Source organism: Patiriisocius marinistellae (assembly GCF_009014635.1).
GTDB classification, from domain to species: domain Bacteria; phylum Bacteroidota; class Bacteroidia; order Flavobacteriales; family Flavobacteriaceae; genus Patiriisocius; species Patiriisocius marinistellae.
Genome location: NZ_BKCF01000001.1, coordinates 1,207,976 through 1,229,456 on the forward strand (window position 1 = coordinate 1,207,976; position 21,481 = coordinate 1,229,456).

The window sequence follows — 21,481 nt, forward strand, 5'->3', positions numbered from 1 at the left end:
GTGGTTAAATTAATTTCTTAATTGTGACCTTAAACTTTTAGGAGTTATTTGAATTCAATAATTTCTGCAGAGATTGTAGCTGTTATTCTCTTTTCTGTTTGTATAATGTCATAAGTTACATTTACAAGTGTTCTACTGCCTATTAAATCAATGCCTGCAGCTTTTGCATTATCTAGTAGATTTGATTTTGCTCTAGAGATGATACCTTCTTTGTCTCGTATATTATAGGTCTTTATCTTGTCAGTTGCTACTCCAGTAAAACTACCTAAAACATTAAAATTTGAACCTGATAAAATAGTTTGAGTTTGGTTAAGTTGATTATAGCCACCACTATGGAGACTTACTGTTTTGCAAGAGGTAAATAATGTAACGACTGTTAAGATTAAAATAATTTTCTTCATTTTTTAATTTGGTTTTAATAATTTATTTCAAAGTTATAAATTCTTAGAAGAGCAATATTACTGTTTTCCTCAATTGCATTACCGCAGTAAGAAAAACTAATATAGTTCAAAAAAAAACCGCCTTAAAAAAATTTAAAGCGATTTAATATATCATTGAGAGTGGCTAAAATTAATCCCTCAACAATCCTCTTGATATTACAATTTTTTGAATTTCAGAAGTTCCTTCGTAAATTTGTGTAATCTTTGCATCTCGCATCATGCGCTCTACGTGATATTCTTTTACAAATCCATTTCCACCGTGTACTTGTACAGCTTCTACAGTTACGTCCATGGCAACTTTACTAGCTTTTAATTTTGCCATAGCACTACTCATGTCGTAGTTGTTACCATTGTCTTTATCCCAAGCACTTTTGTATACTAAGTAACGTGCCGCTTCAATTTCAAGGTGCATGTCTGCTAGTTTAAAAGCAATAGCTTGGTGGTTGCAAATTTCAGTGCCAAATGCTTTTCTTATTTTTGAATAATCACGTGCCATTTCATAAGCCCCACCTGCTATACCTAGCGCTTGTGCAGCAATACCTATACGGCCACCAGATAAAGTTTTCATTGCAAATTTAAAACCAAATCCATCTTCACCTATTCTATTTTCTTTAGGGACTTTTACATCATTAAAGTTTAAAGTGTGTGTGTCACTCCCTCTAATACCTAATTTATCTTCTTTAGGGCCAACCTCAAAACCTTCCCACGTTTTTTCTACTATAAATGCGTTAATCCCTCGGTGTCCTTTTTCTTTATCTGTTTGTGCAATTACAAGGTAAAAATCAGCAGATCCTCCGTTTGTAATCCAGTTTTTTGTTCCGTTTAACACATAGTGGTCGCCCATGTCAATCGCAGTTGTTTTTTGCGATGTTGCGTCACTACCTGCTTCAGGCTCACTTAAACAAAAAGCACCTATTGACTCACCAGTAGCAAGTTTTGTAAGATATTTTTGTTTTTGTTCCTCAGTACCATAAGCTTCAATTCCATAACATACTAGCGAGTTATTTACACTCACAATAACAGAGCATGATGCATCTACTTTACTTAACTCTTCAACAACAATAGCATAAGACAATGCGTCCATACCTCCACCACCGTACTTAGGGTCAACCATCATCCCAAGAAAACCAAGCTCTCCCATCTTTTTCACTTGCTCAGTAGGAAACTCTTGCTTATTATCACGTTCAATAACGCCAGGCAATAATTCTTGCTTAGCAAAATCACGCGCTGCATCACGTATCATTAAGTGTTCTTCGGAAAGTTTAAAATCCATAGTGTTTATTTTAAAAATGATTTTTTTTAAGGACTGCAAAAGTAGGTATAAATCAGCGATTTTCAAATAGAGCAATTCCAAAAATAAACTCAACCAAAAAATGTTTAATTTCTATTTTAATTTCTCTTTATTATAAATGTAAATGTACCTTTGAGTATGATGTTTTCTCAAAAATTAATAAAACAGAATTACCACGTTATAGGTGTAATGAGTGGAACCTCACTAGATGGAATTGACCTTGCCGAAGTTACATTTAGCATTTCAAAAAAAGGGGAGTGGTCTTATAAATTTGGCAAAGCCGAAACGGTACCATACCATGAAAGTTTAAAACAAGAATTGCAGGATGCTATTTTGTTTTCAGAAAAAGCGTTGAATAAGCTAAATATAAGATACACCCGTCATATTTCCGAAGTTATCTCTGCATTTGTTGATAAGTTTAAAATTGAAAGTATTGATGCGGTTTGTAGTCATGGACACACCATTTTACATCAGCCGGATAGTGGTGTAACTCTTCAAATAGGTAATCTTCCAGAAATAGCTGCCTTGATTGGGCAAAGAGTAGTTTGTGACTTTAGGGTTAAAGATGTACAATTAGGTGGTCAAGGAGCGCCACTTGTTCCCATTGGGGATAAACTAATATTTAAGGATTTTGATTATTGTTTAAACCTTGGCGGCTTTGCAAATGTGTCACTTGATAATAATGGAAAGCGTGTTGCTTATGATATTTGCCCTGTCAATATTGTCCTTAATAGTTATGCAAATTTATTAGGATTTCCATACGATGATAATGGAAACATCGCTAGAGGTGGAACGGTCATAATAGAAATTTTAGAATCTTTAAACCAACTACCGTTTTACAAAAAATCACCACCTAAATCCTTGGGTCTAGAATGGGTTAAAGAAAACATATTCCCAGTCCTAGAAGCCTCAAATACAACAAAAAAAAATAAAATAGCAACCTTTACAGCACACATTGCTAACCAGATTGCACATCAATTTAAAACAAATAGTAAAGTACTTGTAACTGGAGGTGGGGCTTATAATACATTCTTATTAGAAGAAATTAAACGTATTAATCCTGTTGAGTTAGTAGTTCCAGAGTCTCAATTATTAGAGTTTAAAGAAGCGTTGATTTTTGGTTTGCTCGGTGTTCTGCGGTTGCGTGGGGAAATAAATTGCCTGCAAAGCGTTACGGGTGCAAGTGTTGATTGTTCTGGAGGAAATATATTTGAAATATAACATTGTGTTAAAGCATATTATATGTTTAATGATAACAACTTATATTTGAACAAAAAATAGGGAATGACTAAAGAAACAGAAAAAAAACCTGACCAAGTTGTATATGATGAAGAGACACAAAAATATGCCGCATCACTAATACCTTATGCTACAAACTTAGGTGCTCCAGCAATCATTCCAGACGATGTTACATCATGGAAAAATAGTAATATTAATAAAGTAAATCATCAATTTAAATCACAATTTGATGAGCTAAAAGCTCAGTATGATTTAATGATGAAGCAATTTGAATATAATAATATTATCTACTCTGCAAAGTTTAGCTTTGAGCCTATTCTTGGAAAAACGTATCATTTATATCGTAAAGCTAACGGCGATGTATGGTTGTCGCTTATATCACCTAAAGAATGTAATTGGGATTTTGTAGGGACTTTTAGACTCAATAGCAATAAAATGTGGGAGCGATTAGAGGAGAATACTGTAAGTGAGGATTAATTTTAATTAAAGAATGGTAGTTAATGTATTTTAAAATCCTCATTGAGGCGGTAATTCTCGTTCAAAAATTTTAGAGATTTCAATAGAGAGTTGCTCAAATTTAATTTGTTGCTTTTCGTTACATAGTTTTTTTATGTCTTTAAAATGATCAAAGTGAAGCATCTCTATTTCTTTTTGAATTTCACCTATTACTGAGGTTAATGAGTCTGCTTTATTAATCATTAAATTGCCCGATAACAATTTGTATAATTGTTGTTTTGTACGTGCGATTTCTGCGTCTTTTTCCTTTATAACTATATTGTGCGTATCTATCAATTTTACATATTGCTTAATTTGATTTTCATCAAATTTTAATCGTTCGATAACGACCATTTTAGGATTTTGAATTGTTTCTATTTCTTGATTTTGTTTAGTATTAGGTTTTGTTACTAAAATACCAACAAGTATAAGATTAAAAAGAACAAGCCCTATAATGGAAATAAAGTAAACTGTTGCTTTAGTCATTGTACAAAATATTGTTATTGACAGGAATAACGTCTGTTATTTCACTATTGGTCTTAAGAGCATCACTAATAACAATTATTTCTGTAGCAATAATCATTACAACTATTGCACCTGCCACACGTAGCCAATCCATAGAAATAACATTAGGTGAGTTTATTGTAACATTAAGAATATTATTATAAATACTATCTGATTGCGGTTTATCTTGGATAGTTTCAAGCAAATCTATTGAATCTTTCATACTCTTATTAGGTAAAGTTTTTTTATAACTTTTGCCTTGCTTTTTTCAGTTAGTTTTAGTTTTCTATTGTGCATTAAAAACTTTTTGTTCTAAAGTGTTTATAAAGGTTTAAAATAAAATTAAGACAATCATCAAGTTGGTTAATCATGTGATTTTTTTGTGTCAAAAAGATAAATTATTGCTTCAATAAGATTATAAGCCCTTCAGAATGACTAAAGGTAGTAATTTTCTAAATAATATCTCTATTTAGGTTTGTTAACAATATTGTTTTATTTAGGGTAAAATCGTTAGAAGTATAAACAAAATGTCTGTAGCTATTAATTTGAAAAAAGTAATTTGTTAAATTTTAGATGTATGGCTTTCTGTTCTTCGGAAATTTTAAAAGTGTTAGAAACTATGGTAGAATTTTTATTTAAAAGAAACCAAAACACATTTGCAATTATTTATATTTGTTACTGAAATATACCAACCTAAAAAAATGTTTAAAATGAATCAATTGTAGCTACGCTAGTCAAATTTCCGAAGTAAAAAGAAATATAGTACAATGCATTAATTTTAAACTAATCTCTATTTTTATAGAGAATATATATGAAAGAACTACTTAAAAAATACGAAAATAAAGAGCCTGAAATTGTATTCCATTGGAACGATGCTGAAACTGAAGCTGAAGGATGGACAGTAATTAACTCATTAAGAGGAGGTGCTGCAGGTGGAGGAACGAGAATGCGAGTGGGATTAAATGAAAATGAAGTTTTATCCCTTGCTAAAACAATGGAGGTGAAATTTACTGTTTCTGGTCCTGCAATAGGTGGCGCTAAATCTGGAATTAATTTTGACCCAAGCGATCCTCGTAAAAAAGGGGTATTAGAGCGCTGGTACAAAGCTGTTTCGCCATTATTAAAATCTTATTATGGAACTGGAGGAGATTTAAATGTTGATGAAATCCACGAAGTAATCCCAATTACTGAGCAAAGTGGCGTTTGGCATCCACAAGAGGGGGTTTTTAATGGCCACTTTACACCAACCGAAGCTGATAAAATTAACCGTATAGGACAATTGCGTCAAGGAGTAATAAAAGTTTTAGAAAACACTACGTATTCCCCTGATGTATCAAGAAAATACACCGTGGCAGATATGATAACGGGTTACGGGGTTGCTGAAGCAGTACGTCATTATTATGATATCTATGGCGGAGACGTTAAAGGAAAACGTGCCATTGTACAAGGATTTGGAAATGTAGGAGCTGCCGCAGCTTATTATTTAGCACAAATGGGAGCAAAAGTTGTTGGAATTATCGATCGAGTGGGTGGAATAATCAATAAAGATGGATTCAGTTTTGAGGAGATTCAACAGTTATTTTTAAAGAAAGATGGGAATACACTTGTTGCTGATAATATGTTGTCTTTTGAAGAAATAAACGAACAAATCTGGACATTAGAATGTGAGGTGTTTGCACCATGTGCTGCATCACGTTTAATTACAAAGGGACAAATTTCTCAAATGATGGAAACTGGTCTAGAAGTTATAAGCTGTGGTGCCAATGTGCCATTTGCCGATAAAGAAATTTTCTTTGGAAGTATTATGGAATATACTGATGAACGTGTTTCTTTAATTCCAGATTTTATAAGTAATTGTGGAATGGCTCGCGTATTTGCCTATTTTATGGAACGTAAAGTACAAATGACAGACGAAGCTATTTTTAATGATACATCGATGACCATTAAAAATGCGATTCGTAATACCTATGATAATAATAGTACAAAAACAAACATTAGTAAAACAGCGTTCGAAATTGCTTTAAAGCAACTAGTATAAGCAAAAAACAATAAAACAAACCTCATTCTATGGAAGCAATTATAATTTTAATATTTGTCGTTGGTTATTTATCAATAACACTTGAACATCCGCTTAAACTTGATAAAACAGTGCCCGCATTAATTATGGCGGCATTGATTTGGGCAGTACTTGCAATTGGTTTTCATGCAGGTTGGTTTGATGTTATTGACACCTATGACAATTCATTTAATTTTTTAAGCGGAGGAGTAGAGGCAGAGCATGGTTTTGAAAATACATTATTACATCATTTAGGGAAGACTGCCGAAATTTTAATCTTTTTAATAGGTGCGATGACCATTGTAGAAATCATTGATCTACACCGTGGGTTTGAGATTTTAAAAGGTGCAGTACGTACAAAGAGTAAACGTAAATTACTTTGGATAATTGGAATACTTGCTTTTATTCTTTCTGCTATTATTGATAATTTAACTGCTACAATTGTACTAATTACATTACTTAGAAAATTGATTGTAAACAAAGAAGAACGATTGTGGTACGCAGCGCTTGTTGTAGTAGCAGCAAATGCTGGAGGAGCATGGTCACCCATAGGAGACGTAACAACAACAATGCTTTGGATTGCAAAAAATGTAACAGCAATGGGGTTAATTGAATATGTTGTGATTCCTTCAATTGTTTGTTTTGTAATTCCATTTTTCATTGCTCAGTATCTGCCAGCCTTTAAAGGTGAAATAGATGTTGATACATCTGGAGATGAGGTTGCAGAAAGACTTTTAAGTAGTAAAACAATGTTGTTTTTAGGACTAGGAATGATTGTTTCAGTACCTATTTTTAAAACTATAACACACTTGCCTCCTTATATTGGGATGATGCTTGCACTTGGTGTAGTGTGGCTCGTTTCAGAATATATTCACCCAGAAGAAGATTTTACTAAAGAACGACGTCAACAATATTCTGCTCATAAAGCACTATCAAGAATTGAGATTTCGTCAATATTATTCTTCTTAGGTATTTTAATGGCAGTAGCAGGATTAGAAAGTCTTGTATATGGTGTGGCCGAAAATGGAGATCCGGTAGGGACATTACGCTATCTAGCCGAAGTTTTACAAAGTGCCATTCCTAATCAAGATGTCGTTGTAATATTATTAGGGGTATTCTCTGCAATAATTGACAATGTACCATTAGTAGCAGCTTCTATGGGGATGTATGATTCTCCAACCGATTCTGTTCTATGGCACTTCATCGCATATTGTGCAGGAACAGGTGGAAGTATGTTAATCATTGGTAGTGCAGCAGGTGTTGCTGCAATGGGAATGGAGCGTATTGACTTTATATGGTATTTGAAGAAAATTACATGGCTTGCATTTATAGGCTTTATAGCTGGAGCTGGTGTGTTTTTACTTATAGAGCGAGTTATATTCAATCACGTATAACAATTTTTAGCCCTCAATCACCGTTAACAAATTAAACCTATTTATATATGCTCAACTTCTTTATTCAGGAAGGTGCGGAAGATGCCGCACAATTAGAACCAGAAGTAACTGAAAAAACACTCTCTATCATGGAGCTCATCGTCAACGGTGGGACTGGAGGAATGATAATAATTGGTACACTTGCCGTTCTGCTTTTCGTAGCGTTGTATGTGTATTTTGAGCGCTTGTTTGCGATTAAAGCAGCATCAAAATATGATGCAAACTTTATGAACCAGATTAAGGATAATGTATCTAGCGGAAATTTACAAGGTGCAAAAGTATTATGTGCAGGACAGAATACGCCTGTATCGAGATTAACAGAAAAGGGTATTTCAAGAATAGGAAGTCCATTAGAAGATATTAATACAGCAATTGAAAATGCAGGACGTCTTGAAGTTTACAAACTAGAAAAAAATGTGAGTGTTCTCGCAACAATTGCAGGTGCTGCACCTATGATTGGATTTTTAGGTACTGTGATAGGAATGGTATTAGCATTTCATCAATTAGCAACAAGTAGTGGTCAAGCTGAAATGGGACTTCTAGCCGAAGGTATTTATACCGCAATGACAACAACCGTTGCGGGATTAATAGTAGGTATTATAGCATATATGGGCTATAATCACCTTGTGGTTAAAACAGATAAAGTAGTGCATCAAATGGAAGCTACAGCAGTAGATTTCTTAGATCTTTTAAACGAACCCGCATAATATGAATCTACGCGGAAGAAATAAAGTAAGTCCAGAGTTTTCGATGAGTTCAATGACAGATATTGTATTTCTGTTATTAGTTTTTTTCTTACTGACTTCTCCAGCGATTACACCAGATGCTTTAGATTTAATTTTGCCTAAAGCAAAAGGGAAAAGCACAAATGCTCAAAAAGCAAGTGTGAGTATCACTAAAGATGGTGCTTATTATGTAAATAAAGAACGCGTTAGCGAATATGAAATTGAAAAAGTATTAATCGCAGCCTTTGCAGGTGAAAAAGAACCTACATTGATACTAAGAGCTGAAGAAGGAGTGCCTATTGAAGACGCTGTTTTTGTGATGGATATTGCAAATAAAAACAAATTTAAAGTTGTGCTAGCCGTAAGACCTAATTAGTATTAAAAAATAGGTGCCTAAAGTATTCTGGACTAATTAATTCGCGCTTTTATTTTTCCTAAACCCTAAACCTTTAAAATGTCTCTTTTAGATACTCAACATAAAAAGAAAAGCATGACTATCACAGTGATATTATATTCACTGTTAATTTTGCTATTATTCTTTTTTGGGATGACATACTTAGATCCACCGCCAGAGGAAGGTATTGCAGTAAACTTTGGAACTACAGATACGGGAAGTGGAAACATTCAGCCAACTGAGGCGATAAAAAGCGCCCCAAAAGTGACAACACCTCCACCAGTCTCAGAGCCTGAGCCAGAGGTAAAAGAAGAAGTAGTGACGCAAGATACTGAGGATGCACCTGTCATTAAAAAAGAGAAAAAGAAAGAGATTAAAAAAGAAATTCCAGTAAAAGAGCAACCCAAAAAAGAAACACCAAAGCCACCCGTTCCAGATCCTGAGCCTACCCCAGATAAGAGCACAACAGATGCCCTTTCTAGTATTCTCAATGGACCTAAAAGTGATGGAACAGCAAAAGGAGGAGAAGGAAATGATAATAAACCAGGTGATAAAGGAAACCCTAACGGTGACCCAAACGCAAAAAGTTATTACGGAACAGGAAAAGGATTAGATGGTGATGGCAATTATCAACTAGGAGGAAGAAAAGCATTAAACAAAGAAAAATTTGTTCAAGATTGTAACGAAGCAGGTACTGTTGTGGTTAGCATTGAAGTGGACCGTAATGGAAAAGTAATTAGTGCTACAGCAGGAGTTAGGGGAACTACTAATAACTCCAGTTGTTTACTAGAACCTGCAAAAAGAGCTGCTCTTGCAACAAAATTTAATAGTGATGATAAAGCACCTGCAAAACAGATAGGTAAAATTGTGTATCGCTTTAGTCTTTCTGAATAAAGTTTTTCGTATTTCTGAAATTTTAAATAATTGAAAGTGATTGTTTCAAAACAAAAATCACTTATACTATTTCAGTATCTTTATTTTTCCAAATTTTTGATATGAAATACATTCACACACTAGCATTACTCTTTTTTGTTTTTCAAAGTTGTAAAGATTCTTTGCCAACTAATAGAAATGTTTCTTCAGCAAAAATTTCCGCAGAAAAAACTACTAAAACTCCTCATGATTTCATGTTTATGCAGCGCGCATATCCTAGCGGGGAATTAAAACCCAATGCAATTAAGGATGCGGCCGCTTGGAAAAGAAACGAACTTTCAAAAAGAAATTCGCTAAGCGAGGTGTGGGAATTTGTTGGTCCTGTTAATACTGGAGGACGTATTACAGATATTGAAATTCCGGTTAACGATAGTAATACATATTATGTGGGTGCTGCTTCTGGAGGTATTTTTAAAACTATAAATGCTGGAGTAACTTTCAACCCTATTTTTGATGATCAAGATATGTTGTCAATTGGTGATATTGAAATTTCAAAAACAAATCCTAATACATTATGGGTAGGAACTGGTGAGGTAAATGCAGGTGGTGGCTCACTCACATACGATGGTGACGGAATTTATAAAAGTGAAAATGGAGGGCTTTCTTGGGAATCAAAAGGGTTGCCTAATGTAGGGAGCATTGGTAAAATATTGATTCATCCTTCAAATGAAGATATAATTTTTGTTGGTGCAATGGGGCCTCTTTTTAAAAACGATGAGAATAGAGGAGTTTATAAAACTATAGATGGTGGTGTAACTTGGGAAAAAGTATTTCAATATAGCAACAGAGCGGGAGTCATTGATATGGCAATCCACCCTACAGATGGAAATATTGTATACGCTGCATTCTGGCAGCGTGAAAGAACTACAGAAAATAGAATTTATGGAGGAGCAGATTCTGGTCTTTGGCGTTCTCAAGATGGAGGAACTACATGGAGTCTAATGACAAATGGACTTCCTACAATTGCTACTCAAAAAGGAAGGATAAGCATTGATATTTCACAATCAAACCCTAATGTCTTGTATGCACGTTATGCAAATGCAGCAGGAGGTATCCAAGGAGTTTATAGAACTCAAGATGGAGGTGATAGCTGGCAGACAATGAACTCAAGCGCATTGACAGATGTAGGGTTTCATTGGTGGTTTAGAGGCATATTTGTAGATCCTGAAAATGAAAATATAATTTATAATGTTGATTTCGAAGTACAAAAATCTATAGATGGAGGGCAAACATGGAGTGATGTTTTTTCTATTGCACACGTGGATCAGCATGCAATGGCATTTACCACGCAAGGTGCAAGTACAATTTTATTAGGGAATGATGGTGGATTATACACAAGTGCAAACGAAGGAGCAAGTAGTTCAAAAATTGAGACGTTGCCTATAACCCAGTTTTATAGAGTGCATGTGGATGCGCAAAATGACGATAAAATTTATGTTGGTTCTCAAGATAATAGTACTGTTAGAACAACTACAAGTGGTACTAATGATTGGTCAACTATTTTTGGTGGTGATGGATTTCAACCACTAGTAGATCCAACAAATACAAATGTAATTTATGCTCTTTCCCAAAATGGTAACTTAGGGAAATCTATAAACAATGGAGCTAGTTTTAATGGTGCTTTAAATGGTATACCAAACATAGATAGAAATAATTGGGACACACCAATAACTTTTGACCCTGCAGATTCTCAAACGCTTTATTATGGGACAAATAAATTATATAAAACTACAAATGCAGCAGGAAGTTGGACTGCAATTAGCCCAGATTTAACTAATGGCCCTTCTTCTGGAAATCTTACTTTCGGAACTATAATAAGCATAAGCATTTCACCTTTAAATAGTGAAGTGATCTATGTAGGAACAGATGATGGAAATGTATGGGTAACACAAGATGCCGGTTCAAATTGGCTAAATATTTCAAGCACATTACCTAATCGATGGGTAACTAAAGTGCTTGCAGATAGAGAAAATGCAAACGGGGTATATGTCACATTTTCTGGGTATCGTTTTGGTGAAAATGAAGGTCATGTTTATCAAAGTTCAGATTTTGGTGCTAATTGGAATAATATTTCCACAGGAATTCCAGATATTCCTATAAACGACATTATTAAGGATATTAATGATATTTTATATGTTGGGACAGATATTGGCGTAATAGCATCAGGTGATAACGGTCAAACTTGGGTGCCTCTTGCAGCAAATTTACCTTCAGTTCCTGTGACTGATATGCACATTCATGAAGTAAGTCAATATTTATATATAGGGACTTATGGGCGTTCGATTTACAAGATAAATTTGTCAAACGATATTTTAGCTTTCAGTGAAAATGAGGCAGAAAATACACTAATTGTATCTCCTAATCCTGCCAACGATTATATTACTCTCACGTTAGGCAAAAGTATTGGATCGAAAAATGAAATTCAATTACACGATGCGTTGGGTAGATTAGTAGCTTCCGAAATTTTAAATTTTGGAAATAGTAATCAAGCCACATTAAATCTATCTCAATACCCTACTGGGGTATATTTTTTAAGTGTTGCTACGGAAGGTAAGACTATTACAAAAAAGCTAATTAAAAACTAAAATTATCGTTTATAAAGAAGCTATCAATTGGTTATTCCAACAGCTCCCCATGTATCAGCGAGTAGGTAAAAGTGCATATAAGGCAGATTTGTCTAACACCCTATTACTCGCAAACTATTTAGGTAATCCCGAAAATAAGTTTAAATCAATCCACGTTGCTGGGACCAATGGAAAAGGAAGCACAAGCCATATGTTGGCTTCTATTTTACAAGAAGCAGGTTATAAAGTAGGTTTGTATACTTCGCCACATTTAAAGGATTTTAGAGAGCGTATTAAGATAAATGGGCAGCCTATTGCAAAGCGAAATGTATCTTCGTTTGTAGAAAAGCATAAATCTTTTTTTAAAGAAAATCAACTTAGTTTTTTTGAAATGACAGTTGGATTAGCCTTTGATTACTTCTCTAAGGAAGAAGTAGATATTGCAGTGATAGAAGTAGGGCTAGGAGGAAGACTTGATAGTACAAATATTATAATTCCTGAAATATCAATTATTACAAATATAGGGCTTGATCATACCCAGTTTTTAGGAACTACACTTCCAGAAATTGCAAAAGAAAAAGCAGGGGTAATTAAAGAAAATGTTCCTATAGTCATTGGTGAATATAATACAAATACCATTGCTGTCTTTGAGCAAATTGCAAAAGAAAAAAATGCAGATTTGTATAAAGCTTTTGAGACAAAAGGAGCGTTGATGTCTTCAGATTTAAAAGGGGACTACCAAAAAAATAATATTCGTACAGTGCAAATGGCTGTTAAAATATTAAAAGATAAAAACTTCCACATAGGAATACAGCACCTAGCTAAAGGACTTCAAAATGTTGTAAAAAATACTGGACTTTTAGGAAGGTGGCAAATTTTACAAAAGGAACCATTAATAGTTTGTGATACGGCTCATAATAAAGATGGATTGCAATTTACAATGCGTCAATTAGAAAAGCTTAACTATCGCGTGATTCACATTGTTTTAGGTTTTGTAAGTGATAAAGATTTAGACGAGGTGCTATCCTTATTCCCTAAACACGCCCGTTACTATTTTTGTCAGCCGGCTGTTGAAAGGGCAATGGACGTAACTATATTAAAAAATAAGGCTACTAAGCATGACCTTAAAGGTTCAGTTTACCCTTCGGTTAACGATGCTCTCAATGCTGCGAAGAAAGAACAGGTTAACCATGATGTTGTCTATGTAGGTGGAAGCACTTTTGTGGTTGCTGAAGTCGTTTAATTTTCAACAACAACTAATGTGTCAAGGGCTAGCTTAAGTTTTAGTAGTTCTCCTATTTTTTTATGATTTTCTAGTCGTTGTTTTCCTCGAACAGAATTGTCCCAAGAAAGATTAAATACACTTAAAGTATCGGTTTTGTCAAAAGTTGTATTCACTCGCTTTGAATACCCAAAACTTTGCAACCCACTATATGTTATTTTTAGCTCTTTGCTTATTTGGTTAAAAGGAATACCTTTTTCTTTCACACTAAGTCTAGCAACTTCATTTTCTAAAAATGTAATACGGTCATCTTTATCACGAATTCTCTGTTCATTATTTACATATAATTCACTAAGGATGTCTGCTTTTAGGTTGCCGCTTATTTTTTCGGCAAGCTCACCGCTATTATCAGCACCTTGATATATTAACAAATTTGATTCTCCTATTTTTTCTGAACCTTTTAATTTAGTTCTCCAGTCATCAATCGTTGCTTGAGGAACTGGGCGTCCAATTAAATAAATTTGAATGTCTTTGGATTTATAATTTTGGTCAAATTTGACCACTTCCGCACCTTCATACTGGATTATATCTTTGACAAATTCTTTAGTTTTATTGGTAAAAATTTGTTCTTGTAATAAATTATAAAATAAAATAACACTAGGGATTACTACAACAAGAGCAACTAAAGATGCTACTTGTGCTATACGTTTTCTACGTTGTGAATTTGCATAGCGCACCAATGGAAAGCGTAATATTTTTGCAACTATAAAGGTTGCTAAAGCGATAAATACTGCATTGATGCAAAATAGATACATAGCACCTCCAGCATAAGCCATATTACCAATCGCAAGACCGTAGCCCACTGTGCATAAAGGTGGCATTAAGGCTGTAGCAATAGCAACACCAAAAATAACACTAGCAATGGTGCCACTTTTTGTTTTAGCTACTATGAGTCCCAACCCGCCAAAAATAGCTACTAAGACATCAAGGATTGTAGGGTATGTTCTTGCAACTAATTCGGGAGTTTCCTCAGTAAGTGGAGAAACCCAAAAATAAAATGTAGCAGTCATTACACTTAAAATAACCATTACGCCCAAGTTGATAAAAGAGCGTCTCATTGTTTCAATATCATTAATCGCAACAGAGAGTCCTATCCCCACAATTGGTCCCATTAAAGGAGAGATTAACATGGCGCCAATTACAACAGCCGTACTACTTACGTTTAAGCCAATGGAGGCTATAAAAATACTAAATATTAAAATCCACGAGGTGTGCCCTTTAAATGAAATATCTTTTTTTACGGCTTCAATTGTAGCATCTCTGTCTGTGTCATTATGGATATCAAACAGGTCTGTAAAAAACTTTTTAACCCCTTCCCAGGCCGTCAGTTTTGTATGCTCAAATTCTTCTGGAGAAGAATTTGGGGTGATTTCAATATCCTCTTTGCTCATACTTATGTATATTTTTTACCGTGAGTGTTTTCAACTTCCACTAGTAGTTTTTTAATGTCTTGCTCTTTTTTCTTCGGAAATATTAATAACGTTTCAGCTTTATCTACAATTATATAATCATCAATGCCATCAACAACAATTAACTTTTCGGTTTCCGAATAAATCATATTCCCTTTTGCATCCGTCAACATGGGGATACCTCTCACAACAGCATTATCACCTTCATTTGTAGTCATCTTGTCGTGCAATGCGCCCCAAGTGCCTAAATCATTCCAATCAAATGTAGCTTTTTTTGTGAATACATTATTTGCTTTTTCCATAATTGCATAATCGATGGAAATATTTTCGGAAAGCTCATAATTTGTAGCAATAAAATCCTTTTCTTCTGTGGTGTTATACACAGGAATTCCTTCAGAAAACAAGGCGTGCATGACAGGTTCGTTTTTCTCAAATGCTTCAGAAATTGTTGCAACACTCCAAATAAAAATGCCTGCATTCCAAAGAAAATTTCCCTCGTTTAAAAATTTTTTCGCCGTCTCATAATCTGGTTTTTCTCTAAATTGTGCCACCCTTGAAATTTCCGAAGTACTATTTTTATCAGCTTCAATATAGCCATAACCTGTATTTGGAAACGTTGGGTTGATGCCTAAAGTCATTAATATATTATCATGTTGCGCTGCGTCAAAACATTTTTGCACGTCATTTGCAAATGCGTCCTCGTCCTCAATCCAGTGGTCACTAGGTGCAACTAGCATTACCGCGTTAGGATTTTCCTTTTTAATTTTTAAAGCAGATAACAAAATACAAGGAGCTGTGTTGCGCATAGCAGGCTCAAGAACAACTTGTTTTTCTGAAATTTCTGGGAGTTGAGATAGCGTTAATTCAAGATAGCGTTCGTTAGTCAAAATCAAAATATTCTCTGACGGAATCAACTTATTGAGTCTAGAAAAGGTTTGTTGTAGCAAGGACTTTCCTGTGCCTAACATGTCATGAAACTGTTTAGGGAATGATGATGTGCTCACTGGCCAAAACCTAGAGCCAATACCACCTGCCATGATCACTGCGTAGTAATCTTTCGTAGTGCTTTCTTTCATATTTTAATACTTCTAAAATTTAATTGCTGTATTTACGCTTCGGTTTTTAAAAACTCTACTTCTGCATTTGGGTTAAATAAATAAACTCTTCCAGTTGCTACTTCGAGGCATTCATAACGCTTAACTCGTTTATTTCCTCTTTTAAAAATTTTACCGTTATATAGTCTAAAAAGGCCATTAGCGGGTATCTCAAAGATATAATTTTTATCGTTTTCTGGGTCAAATTGTTTGAGCGCTAAAGATAAGCGTGCATCTGTATCACTGCTAGCTCTAGGGTTTTTAAAGTGCATTGCTAACAATGGTAATAATTGTGAAGGAAAAATCTCTGGTCGAATAAAGGGTAACATTAACTGCTGAAATGTAAACTTCCATTCCTTTCCGTGGGGCTTGATAGCTCTGCCGTATTTTTGAAAAGCGACCAAGTGGGCGATTTCATGAATTAAGGTAATGAAAAAACGATATTTATTAAGACTAGCGTTTACTGTAATTTGATGTTGCCCATTTGCCATTTTTCGATAGTCACCATGACGCGTGACGCGTTCATTAACAATTTTTAAATGAACGTTGTTTGCTTTGATAAGTGCAAAAGAAGCTTCAACAGCAGCTTGTGGAATGTATTTTGAAAGGACCTTTGTCACGGAGCTAAGATACGCTCAATCTTTAAAATTTCCTACTTTATTAGTTAAGGCAATTATGAGGTCATCTTTTTCTTTTAATCTAAGCTCATATTGTTCAATCAGTTTAGCAATCACTTTTGAGTCGCTTAATTGATCATCTCTATTACTCCCATGGTATTTTTTAATAAAGCAATATCAAATAGATTTTCAGGATTACATTGGAAAATTTGACAAATTTTATTTAAATGGATGGACCAAGAATTTGTTTTTCCATTTTCTATTCTGGCATACGCAGCTTGCGAAATATTTAATAAATCGGCTGTCTCCTCTTGTGATAGCCCTTTTTGCTTGCGCAAAGCACGCAAGTTTTCCCCCACAATTAAATGCATAATATAGTATAATTTGTAGCTGGGGAGATAGCTCTTTTATCAAAGTTACATATTATTATTATTATTATTATTATTGAGGTTAGTTAGTCTAAAATAGACTAACTTTAGTCTTGGTTAGAATAAGATAGTGCAAGTATCTTTAATAGTTTTATTTCATAATAATTTAAAACCAAAATATTATGAAACAATTACTATTGATTATGTTTCTGTTTTGCGGATTAGTCTCCTTTAATTCTAATGAGAGTAATACAATTATAGAAACTGAAGAGTTAATCCATGAACTTTGGGAAGTTGAAAGTGTATCATTTGTAAATGCTGAAGGTGTAGTATGTTGTACTGCGACTGCTACCTATAATGGAGTAGGGCAGGCGTCTTTTCAGTGTTGTGGAATGGCGGCTTGTGATTGTGCGCAAATGTTAGCGTGCAACTATATTATTAGTCAAGGTGGCTCATGTCCACAACATCAACAATAATTTAATTCCTCTCATTGCAAGGTGAGAGGAACTTTACTCTTTAAATATGAGTTTAATAAAAACTATTTTTTTGCTATTAGTGTGCAGTATTTATGCTCAAAATAATAATGAGCAATCGACTGTGCAAGTATCTTATTTACAAACGTTACAGCTTTATGGGCCAGGTTCAAAATATCAAACAAATGCACTTTTAACAATGAACTCTTTTAAATCAATTTATGAAATAGACCATACTAAAAGCTTGACAGAGGATAATGTAAATAACAAGAATGAAGATATAGTTATAGGATTATCATCAAAGGAAAATGAGTTCGTATATAAAGATTTTTATAAAAATGAATCTTATTATGTGGAAACGGTAGAGTTTAAATTTATACACATAATTGATAGTCTTAATACGATGCGATGGGAACTCAAAGAAGAGTTTGAGGAAATTTTTGGATTTAAATGTCAAAAAGCAATAACAAGTTACGGTGGTAGAAATTACATTGCTTTTTTTACTACTGAAATGGCTTTTGCAAATGGTCCGTGGAGATTTGATGGTCTTCCAGGTCTTATTCTTAATGTGACATCAGATGATTCTGTTTTTTCAATTTTAGCGACTTCTATTAAACTAGTTAATAAAAATGTTGAATTTGTAAATCCGTATGAAAATGAAATATCACTCGATTGGAATTCATTTTTATCATTCTATAGGCAAAGATATGATGCCGTGATGAGAAATAGTATGGAATCTTGGGGTCCGTCTATGACCTTGCCAAAAAAAAATATAGTTGAGTATATTAAAAATTAATTATTTGTTCTATTGAAATATTTTCCGCAAATATTTCTTTTTAACTGTTTCGATTAATGTTAACGCACAAGCAGTAAAAGGGAAAGTAACTACAAATGACTCGTCCTTGCCTATTGTGAATGCTACGATAATACTTAAAAGTGATATTGATTCTTCAACAATACTAGCCTACGATACTACAAACCTTCAAGGTTATTATGAAATAATTATTCCTAATAAGTTGTCTTCTTTTATTATTGAAATAACTTCATTGGGCTTCAAATCCGCCATACTAACTTTTAATGATTTTGACTTTAAAAGACTGTATGTCAATGATGTTAGTTTGGATGCATCAGAAACTAAACTAGAAGAAATCTTCATTAAAGCAGAGAAAGCGGCCGTGCTTGTGAAAAATGACACAACTGTTTATAATCCAGAAAAATTCAAAGATGGTTCTGAGCGTACCGTGGAAGATCTCATTGGAAAGTTGCCAGGTCTCGCGGTTAAAGAAAATGGGAAAATAACCTTTAAAGGTAAAGAGGTTGAAAGTGTATTACTGGACGGGGATAATTTATTTGATTCTAATTATACAATAGGAACGAAAAATATTGATGTTGATATGGTTGATACCCTTGAAGCAATAGAGAATTACATAGAGAATCCTTTACTTCATGGTATCGCAACTACAGATGCAATTGCTATAAACCTTGTGTTGAGAAAAGGAAAGACAGATTTTTCTTCTACCTCAAATGTAGGCCTTGGTATTGAAAATAGAGCAGATTTGAATAGTAATATTTTAGGAATATCAAAACGTTTAAAGTCCTTTGCCACTTTCAGTTTTAATAATATAGGAGTCGAAAACAGTCCTTATAATTATTTTTCATCAAATAATTTTTCATTGGAAGATAGTAATGAAACTGATTTTAAAATGGATAGACTTATTGACACAGGTTCTTTGAATCCAGACCTAGAAGATGAGAGGACTCGAATTAATAATAATGCATTTGCTAGTCTAAATTCGATATTTAATATTTCAGATAGAATAGGAACTAAAGTTAATTTTGATTATAAAAATGATATTCTTTCCAGAAATATATTGAATGAAACAAATTTTGAAAGTACAGAAAATTCGTCTGGTTTTATCGAAAATCAATCTTTTGAGAAGAAGCCTGAATTATATAATGTAAAAGTAGGAATAACCTATAAGTTATCTGATACTGAACTTTTAGAGGTTGACACAAAATTTAAGAATGAAGATATTGATTCAGATATTGATTTTTTCATTAATGATGTTAAACAGAATAGTGAAGTGAGAACAAGATTTCAACAATTCAAAACTGCTTCTAAATATACTAAAAAGGTGAGTAGGTCTAGCGCTGTTACTTCTTCGTTTAAATATAATAATGCTTCTTTAAATGAATCGTTATTTCTTTCACCAGATTTTAGATTTGATAATAACATTAGCAGTAATCAGCTTGTTAATTCCACGATTGACCATTTTAAATTTGATACTAATTATCTAAAAAGTAATGATAGCTATAATTTCAAACTAGGCGTAGGGTACGATTCAAGAAAAAGTGATTTTGAATCATTATTAACAGAGGGTTCAGGAGTTAATATTTCAAATAATGATTTTGTTTTTAGAATTCAAAATCCTTGGGTAGAAGGAAATATGAATTTCAAATGGTACAAATTTAATTTTAATAGTACGTTGAGAGTTGGTTATTTATCTCAATTTTTAGAAACAAGAGCTATTTCAAACGAAAAAATAAAAAAAAATAAATTTCAATTTTTTCCTCGTTTTAAAATTGGGTATAATATTAATAAAAAATCAAGTATTGATTTTAATGCAAACTACATTGAAAAGAGTACTAATGAGCTTTATCTTTTTGAAAATCCAATTTTCACATCAAATAGATTTGCAATTAAAAACAAACCCTCTCTTGAAAATATTAAATCTCTAACAACTGATATTATGTTCCATTATAATAATTTTGTAGATTTATTTCAGTTTAATTTAGGTGCATCATATGTAACAAATTATAACAACTTTTTTTCGTTAATAGACATTGATAATCAATTTATCGTAAATACGAGAGAGGTAAGAGGTATTAGTTTTGACACCTTTTTAATAGTGACTGGACTTGACAAATATGCTTCATTTATGAAGTCTAACGTAAGATTAAATGTTTCATACGGGATTAATTTTTTTGAGAATATAGTTGATAACTCAGATATTCGAGAAAATGAAAGTTATATTGGTCGAGCAGACTTAAATATTAAGACTGGCTTTCTTGGTATTATTAATTTTCAGAACAATGTTAAGTACAGTAATGTTTTATTTTTTTTAAACAATAATGATAGGTTTGAATTTAGTTCTTTTCAAAATAAAACTTCTTTTTTCTTACGTCCATACAAAAGATTATTTTTTGAGACAAGTGTAAACTATTTTAAGCCAGATATAGATAGAAAAGAAGATTTCGTTTTTATTGACTCAGAACTTCGTTTAACTACAAAGAGTGGTGACGTGGATTATTCTTTAATTTCAAAAAACATAACACCCAACAAAAGTATTTTTTCTCGTACTAGCGTGACAGATTTTTCTACGACTTTCTATTCCTACGAGATACAAGAACCTTATATATTATTTTCCGTTAGATTTAAAATTTAAGGCGTACTACTAGAAACCTCTAACACTTTACCATTGTAAAACTTATTTCCCTTAATACTAAAGTCAATAATATACTTTGCCATTTCCTTTGCGCTAAGTGGCGCTTTATAGCCAGGAAAAGCTTCTTCGAGCATTTCGGTTTGTACTGATCCAAGAGCTAATACATTAAATTGAGGCCCTGTTTCTTTGTATTCTTCTGCAAGTACTTCTGTTAAAGTGATAATCGCTCCTTTGCTGCTGCTATATGCTGCAAGCCCAGGGAATTTTGCACTCCCTCTCACACCTCCCATACTGCTAATGTTAACTACATGACCATCTTTTTTCATAAAAGGGAGTATTGCTTGCGTTAACGAAACAGCACCAAATACATTAACATCATAGCTAGTTTTAAAGTCTTCATATTTCAGTTTGTTGAAAGGCTTACTCACTAAATAACCAGAATTATTGATTAAAATATCAACATGTCCCCAATGCTCTTTTACAAAAGCCGAAACTTTTTTAATATCCTTAGATTCTGTAATGTCGCAAGAAAAGCACGTGCAGTTAGAAATATCTAATCCTGAAATGGGTGCAGCATCTCTTGAAAGTGCTAAAACCTTATGACCACTGTCCTCTAACAACGCAACCATTTGATATCCTATACCACGACTTGTACCTGTAATTATAATGTTTTTTGCCATGAGATAAATATAAGAAATTCAATAATTAATAAACAGTT

21 protein-coding genes are annotated in these 21,481 nt (G+C 33.4%); 12 read left to right on the top strand and 9 right to left on the bottom strand.

The window, feature by feature from the left end:
* Positions 1-44 precede the first annotated feature (44 nt).
* Both GB234_RS05315 and GB234_RS05320 read right to left on the bottom strand, forming a co-directional pair.
* On the bottom strand, positions 45-401 hold the full coding sequence (locus tag GB234_RS05315; protein WP_151893470.1) for a DUF6567 family protein: 357 nt from the start codon (positions 399-401) through the stop codon (positions 45-47).
* Positions 402-570: 169 nt separating this feature from the next.
* The gene (locus GB234_RS05320) at positions 571-1,713 is read right to left on the bottom strand and encodes an acyl-CoA dehydrogenase (protein ID WP_151893471.1); all 1,143 of its coding nucleotides are present in this window, start codon (positions 1,711-1,713) and stop codon (positions 571-573) included.
* Between the two features lie 159 nt (positions 1,714-1,872).
* On the opposite strand from GB234_RS05320, the gene GB234_RS05325 reads away from it, so the two are divergent.
* Complete coding sequence (locus GB234_RS05325; protein WP_151893758.1) at positions 1,873-2,952, top strand: anhydro-N-acetylmuramic acid kinase; 1,080 nt, start codon at positions 1,873-1,875, stop codon at positions 2,950-2,952.
* Positions 2,953-3,015: 63 nt separating this feature from the next.
* The gene (locus GB234_RS05330) at positions 3,016-3,447 is read left to right on the top strand and encodes a DUF2452 domain-containing protein (RefSeq protein WP_151893472.1); all 432 of its coding nucleotides are present in this window, start codon (positions 3,016-3,018) and stop codon (positions 3,445-3,447) included.
* Positions 3,448-3,486: 39 nt separating this feature from the next.
* Here GB234_RS05330 and GB234_RS05335 read toward each other — a convergent pair whose 3' ends face one another.
* Positions 3,487-3,951, bottom strand: coding sequence for a hypothetical protein (locus GB234_RS05335; protein WP_151893473.1), 465 nt, complete (start codon positions 3,949-3,951; stop codon positions 3,487-3,489).
* Positions 3,944-4,192 (bottom strand): hypothetical protein, encoded by a 249-nt coding sequence (locus GB234_RS05340; RefSeq protein WP_151893474.1) that lies wholly within the window; start codon positions 4,190-4,192, stop codon positions 3,944-3,946. The genes GB234_RS05335 and GB234_RS05340 overlap by 8 nt, the downstream gene beginning before the upstream one ends.
* 588 nt (positions 4,193-4,780) lie before the next feature.
* Here GB234_RS05340 and GB234_RS05345 point away from each other — a divergent pair.
* From GB234_RS05345 to GB234_RS05375, 7 genes are all read left to right on the top strand, one after another.
* On the top strand, positions 4,781-6,007 hold the full coding sequence (locus tag GB234_RS05345; protein ID WP_151893475.1) for a Glu/Leu/Phe/Val dehydrogenase dimerization domain-containing protein: 1,227 nt from the start codon (positions 4,781-4,783) through the stop codon (positions 6,005-6,007).
* A 29-nt stretch (positions 6,008-6,036) separates the two neighbouring features.
* Positions 6,037-7,419 carry a sodium:proton antiporter NhaD gene (gene nhaD, locus GB234_RS05350; protein ID WP_151893476.1) on the top strand — a complete coding sequence of 461 codons (1,383 nt, stop codon included), beginning with the start codon at positions 6,037-6,039 and terminating at the stop codon, positions 7,417-7,419.
* Between the two features lie 47 nt (positions 7,420-7,466).
* Positions 7,467-8,165, top strand: a complete 699-nt coding sequence (locus tag GB234_RS05355) for a MotA/TolQ/ExbB proton channel family protein (RefSeq protein WP_151893477.1) — start codon at positions 7,467-7,469, stop codon at positions 8,163-8,165.
* Position 8,166: 1 nt separating this feature from the next.
* Complete coding sequence (locus GB234_RS05360; RefSeq protein WP_151893478.1) at positions 8,167-8,559, top strand: ExbD/TolR family protein; 393 nt, start codon at positions 8,167-8,169, stop codon at positions 8,557-8,559.
* A gap of 78 nt (positions 8,560-8,637) precedes the next feature.
* Positions 8,638-9,471, top strand: coding sequence for an energy transducer TonB (locus tag GB234_RS05365; RefSeq protein ID WP_151893479.1), 834 nt, complete (start codon positions 8,638-8,640; stop codon positions 9,469-9,471).
* A gap of 101 nt (positions 9,472-9,572) precedes the next feature.
* Positions 9,573-12,095, top strand: coding sequence for a T9SS type A sorting domain-containing protein (locus tag GB234_RS05370; protein WP_151893480.1), 2,523 nt, complete (start codon positions 9,573-9,575; stop codon positions 12,093-12,095).
* 49 nt (positions 12,096-12,144) lie between these two features.
* Positions 12,145-13,317, top strand: coding sequence for a bifunctional folylpolyglutamate synthase/dihydrofolate synthase (locus GB234_RS05375; RefSeq protein ID WP_308645054.1), 1,173 nt, complete (start codon positions 12,145-12,147; stop codon positions 13,315-13,317).
* Here the strand turns inward: GB234_RS05375 and GB234_RS05380 are convergent.
* From GB234_RS05380 to GB234_RS15185, 4 genes are all read right to left on the bottom strand, one after another.
* Positions 13,314-14,747, bottom strand: a complete 1,434-nt coding sequence (locus GB234_RS05380; RefSeq protein WP_151893482.1) for a DUF389 domain-containing protein — start codon at positions 14,745-14,747, stop codon at positions 13,314-13,316. The genes GB234_RS05375 and GB234_RS05380 overlap by 4 nt on opposite strands.
* 2 nt (positions 14,748-14,749) lie before the next feature.
* Positions 14,750-15,841, bottom strand: coding sequence for a mannose-1-phosphate guanylyltransferase (locus GB234_RS05385; RefSeq protein ID WP_151893483.1), 1,092 nt, complete (start codon positions 15,839-15,841; stop codon positions 14,750-14,752).
* Positions 15,842-15,873: 32 nt separating this feature from the next.
* Positions 15,874-16,479, bottom strand: coding sequence for a SprT-like domain-containing protein (locus GB234_RS05390; RefSeq protein WP_151893484.1), 606 nt, complete (start codon positions 16,477-16,479; stop codon positions 15,874-15,876).
* Positions 16,480-16,604: 125 nt separating this feature from the next.
* Positions 16,605-16,847: a helix-turn-helix domain-containing protein gene (locus GB234_RS15185; protein ID WP_371863331.1), complete on the bottom strand. Its 243-nt coding sequence runs from the start codon at positions 16,845-16,847 to the stop codon at positions 16,605-16,607.
* A 179-nt stretch (positions 16,848-17,026) separates the two neighbouring features.
* Between GB234_RS15185 and GB234_RS05400 the strand changes: the two genes are divergently transcribed.
* From GB234_RS05400 to GB234_RS05410, 3 genes are all read left to right on the top strand, one after another.
* Positions 17,027-17,320, top strand: coding sequence for a hypothetical protein (locus GB234_RS05400; RefSeq protein WP_151893485.1), 294 nt, complete (start codon positions 17,027-17,029; stop codon positions 17,318-17,320).
* 46 nt (positions 17,321-17,366) lie between these two features.
* Positions 17,367-18,113, top strand: a complete 747-nt coding sequence (locus GB234_RS05405) for a GLPGLI family protein (RefSeq protein ID WP_151893486.1) — start codon at positions 17,367-17,369, stop codon at positions 18,111-18,113.
* Between the two features lie 115 nt (positions 18,114-18,228).
* The gene (locus GB234_RS05410; RefSeq protein ID WP_151893487.1) at positions 18,229-20,763 is read left to right on the top strand and encodes a TonB-dependent receptor; all 2,535 of its coding nucleotides are present in this window, start codon (positions 18,229-18,231) and stop codon (positions 20,761-20,763) included.
* On the opposite strand, the gene GB234_RS05415 is transcribed toward GB234_RS05410, so the two are convergent.
* Positions 20,760-21,443: an SDR family NAD(P)-dependent oxidoreductase gene (locus GB234_RS05415; protein WP_151893488.1), complete on the bottom strand. Its 684-nt coding sequence runs from the start codon at positions 21,441-21,443 to the stop codon at positions 20,760-20,762. The genes GB234_RS05410 and GB234_RS05415 overlap by 4 nt on opposite strands.
* Positions 21,444-21,481: the final 38 nt, after the last annotated feature.

Coding starts and splice junctions, on each gene's coding strand:
- GB234_RS05315 (WP_151893470.1), bottom strand. CDS start 401: ATGAAGAAAATTATTTTAATCTTAACAGTCGTTACATTATTTACCTCT.
- GB234_RS05320 (WP_151893471.1), bottom strand. CDS start 1,713: ATGGATTTTAAACTTTCCGAAGAACACTTAATGATACGTGATGCAGCG.
- GB234_RS05325 (WP_151893758.1), top strand. CDS start 1,873: ATGTTTTCTCAAAAATTAATAAAACAGAATTACCACGTTATAGGTGTA.
- GB234_RS05330 (WP_151893472.1), top strand. CDS start 3,016: ATGACTAAAGAAACAGAAAAAAAACCTGACCAAGTTGTATATGATGAA.
- GB234_RS05335 (WP_151893473.1), bottom strand. CDS start 3,951: ATGACTAAAGCAACAGTTTACTTTATTTCCATTATAGGGCTTGTTCTT.
- GB234_RS05340 (WP_151893474.1), bottom strand. CDS start 4,192: ATGAAAGATTCAATAGATTTGCTTGAAACTATCCAAGATAAACCGCAA.
- GB234_RS05345 (WP_151893475.1), top strand. CDS start 4,781: ATGAAAGAACTACTTAAAAAATACGAAAATAAAGAGCCTGAAATTGTA.
- nhaD (WP_151893476.1), top strand. CDS start 6,037: ATGGAAGCAATTATAATTTTAATATTTGTCGTTGGTTATTTATCAATA.
- GB234_RS05355 (WP_151893477.1), top strand. CDS start 7,467: ATGCTCAACTTCTTTATTCAGGAAGGTGCGGAAGATGCCGCACAATTA.
- GB234_RS05360 (WP_151893478.1), top strand. CDS start 8,167: ATGAATCTACGCGGAAGAAATAAAGTAAGTCCAGAGTTTTCGATGAGT.
- GB234_RS05365 (WP_151893479.1), top strand. CDS start 8,638: ATGTCTCTTTTAGATACTCAACATAAAAAGAAAAGCATGACTATCACA.
- GB234_RS05370 (WP_151893480.1), top strand. CDS start 9,573: ATGAAATACATTCACACACTAGCATTACTCTTTTTTGTTTTTCAAAGT.
- GB234_RS05375 (WP_308645054.1), top strand. CDS start 12,145: ATGTATCAGCGAGTAGGTAAAAGTGCATATAAGGCAGATTTGTCTAAC.
- GB234_RS05380 (WP_151893482.1), bottom strand. CDS start 14,747: ATGAGCAAAGAGGATATTGAAATCACCCCAAATTCTTCTCCAGAAGAA.
- GB234_RS05385 (WP_151893483.1), bottom strand. CDS start 15,841: ATGAAAGAAAGCACTACGAAAGATTACTACGCAGTGATCATGGCAGGT.
- GB234_RS15185 (WP_371863331.1), bottom strand. CDS start 16,847: ATGCATTTAATTGTGGGGGAAAACTTGCGTGCTTTGCGCAAGCAAAAA.
- GB234_RS05400 (WP_151893485.1), top strand. CDS start 17,027: ATGAAACAATTACTATTGATTATGTTTCTGTTTTGCGGATTAGTCTCC.
- GB234_RS05405 (WP_151893486.1), top strand. CDS start 17,367: ATGAGTTTAATAAAAACTATTTTTTTGCTATTAGTGTGCAGTATTTAT.
- GB234_RS05415 (WP_151893488.1), bottom strand. CDS start 21,443: ATGGCAAAAAACATTATAATTACAGGTACAAGTCGTGGTATAGGATAT.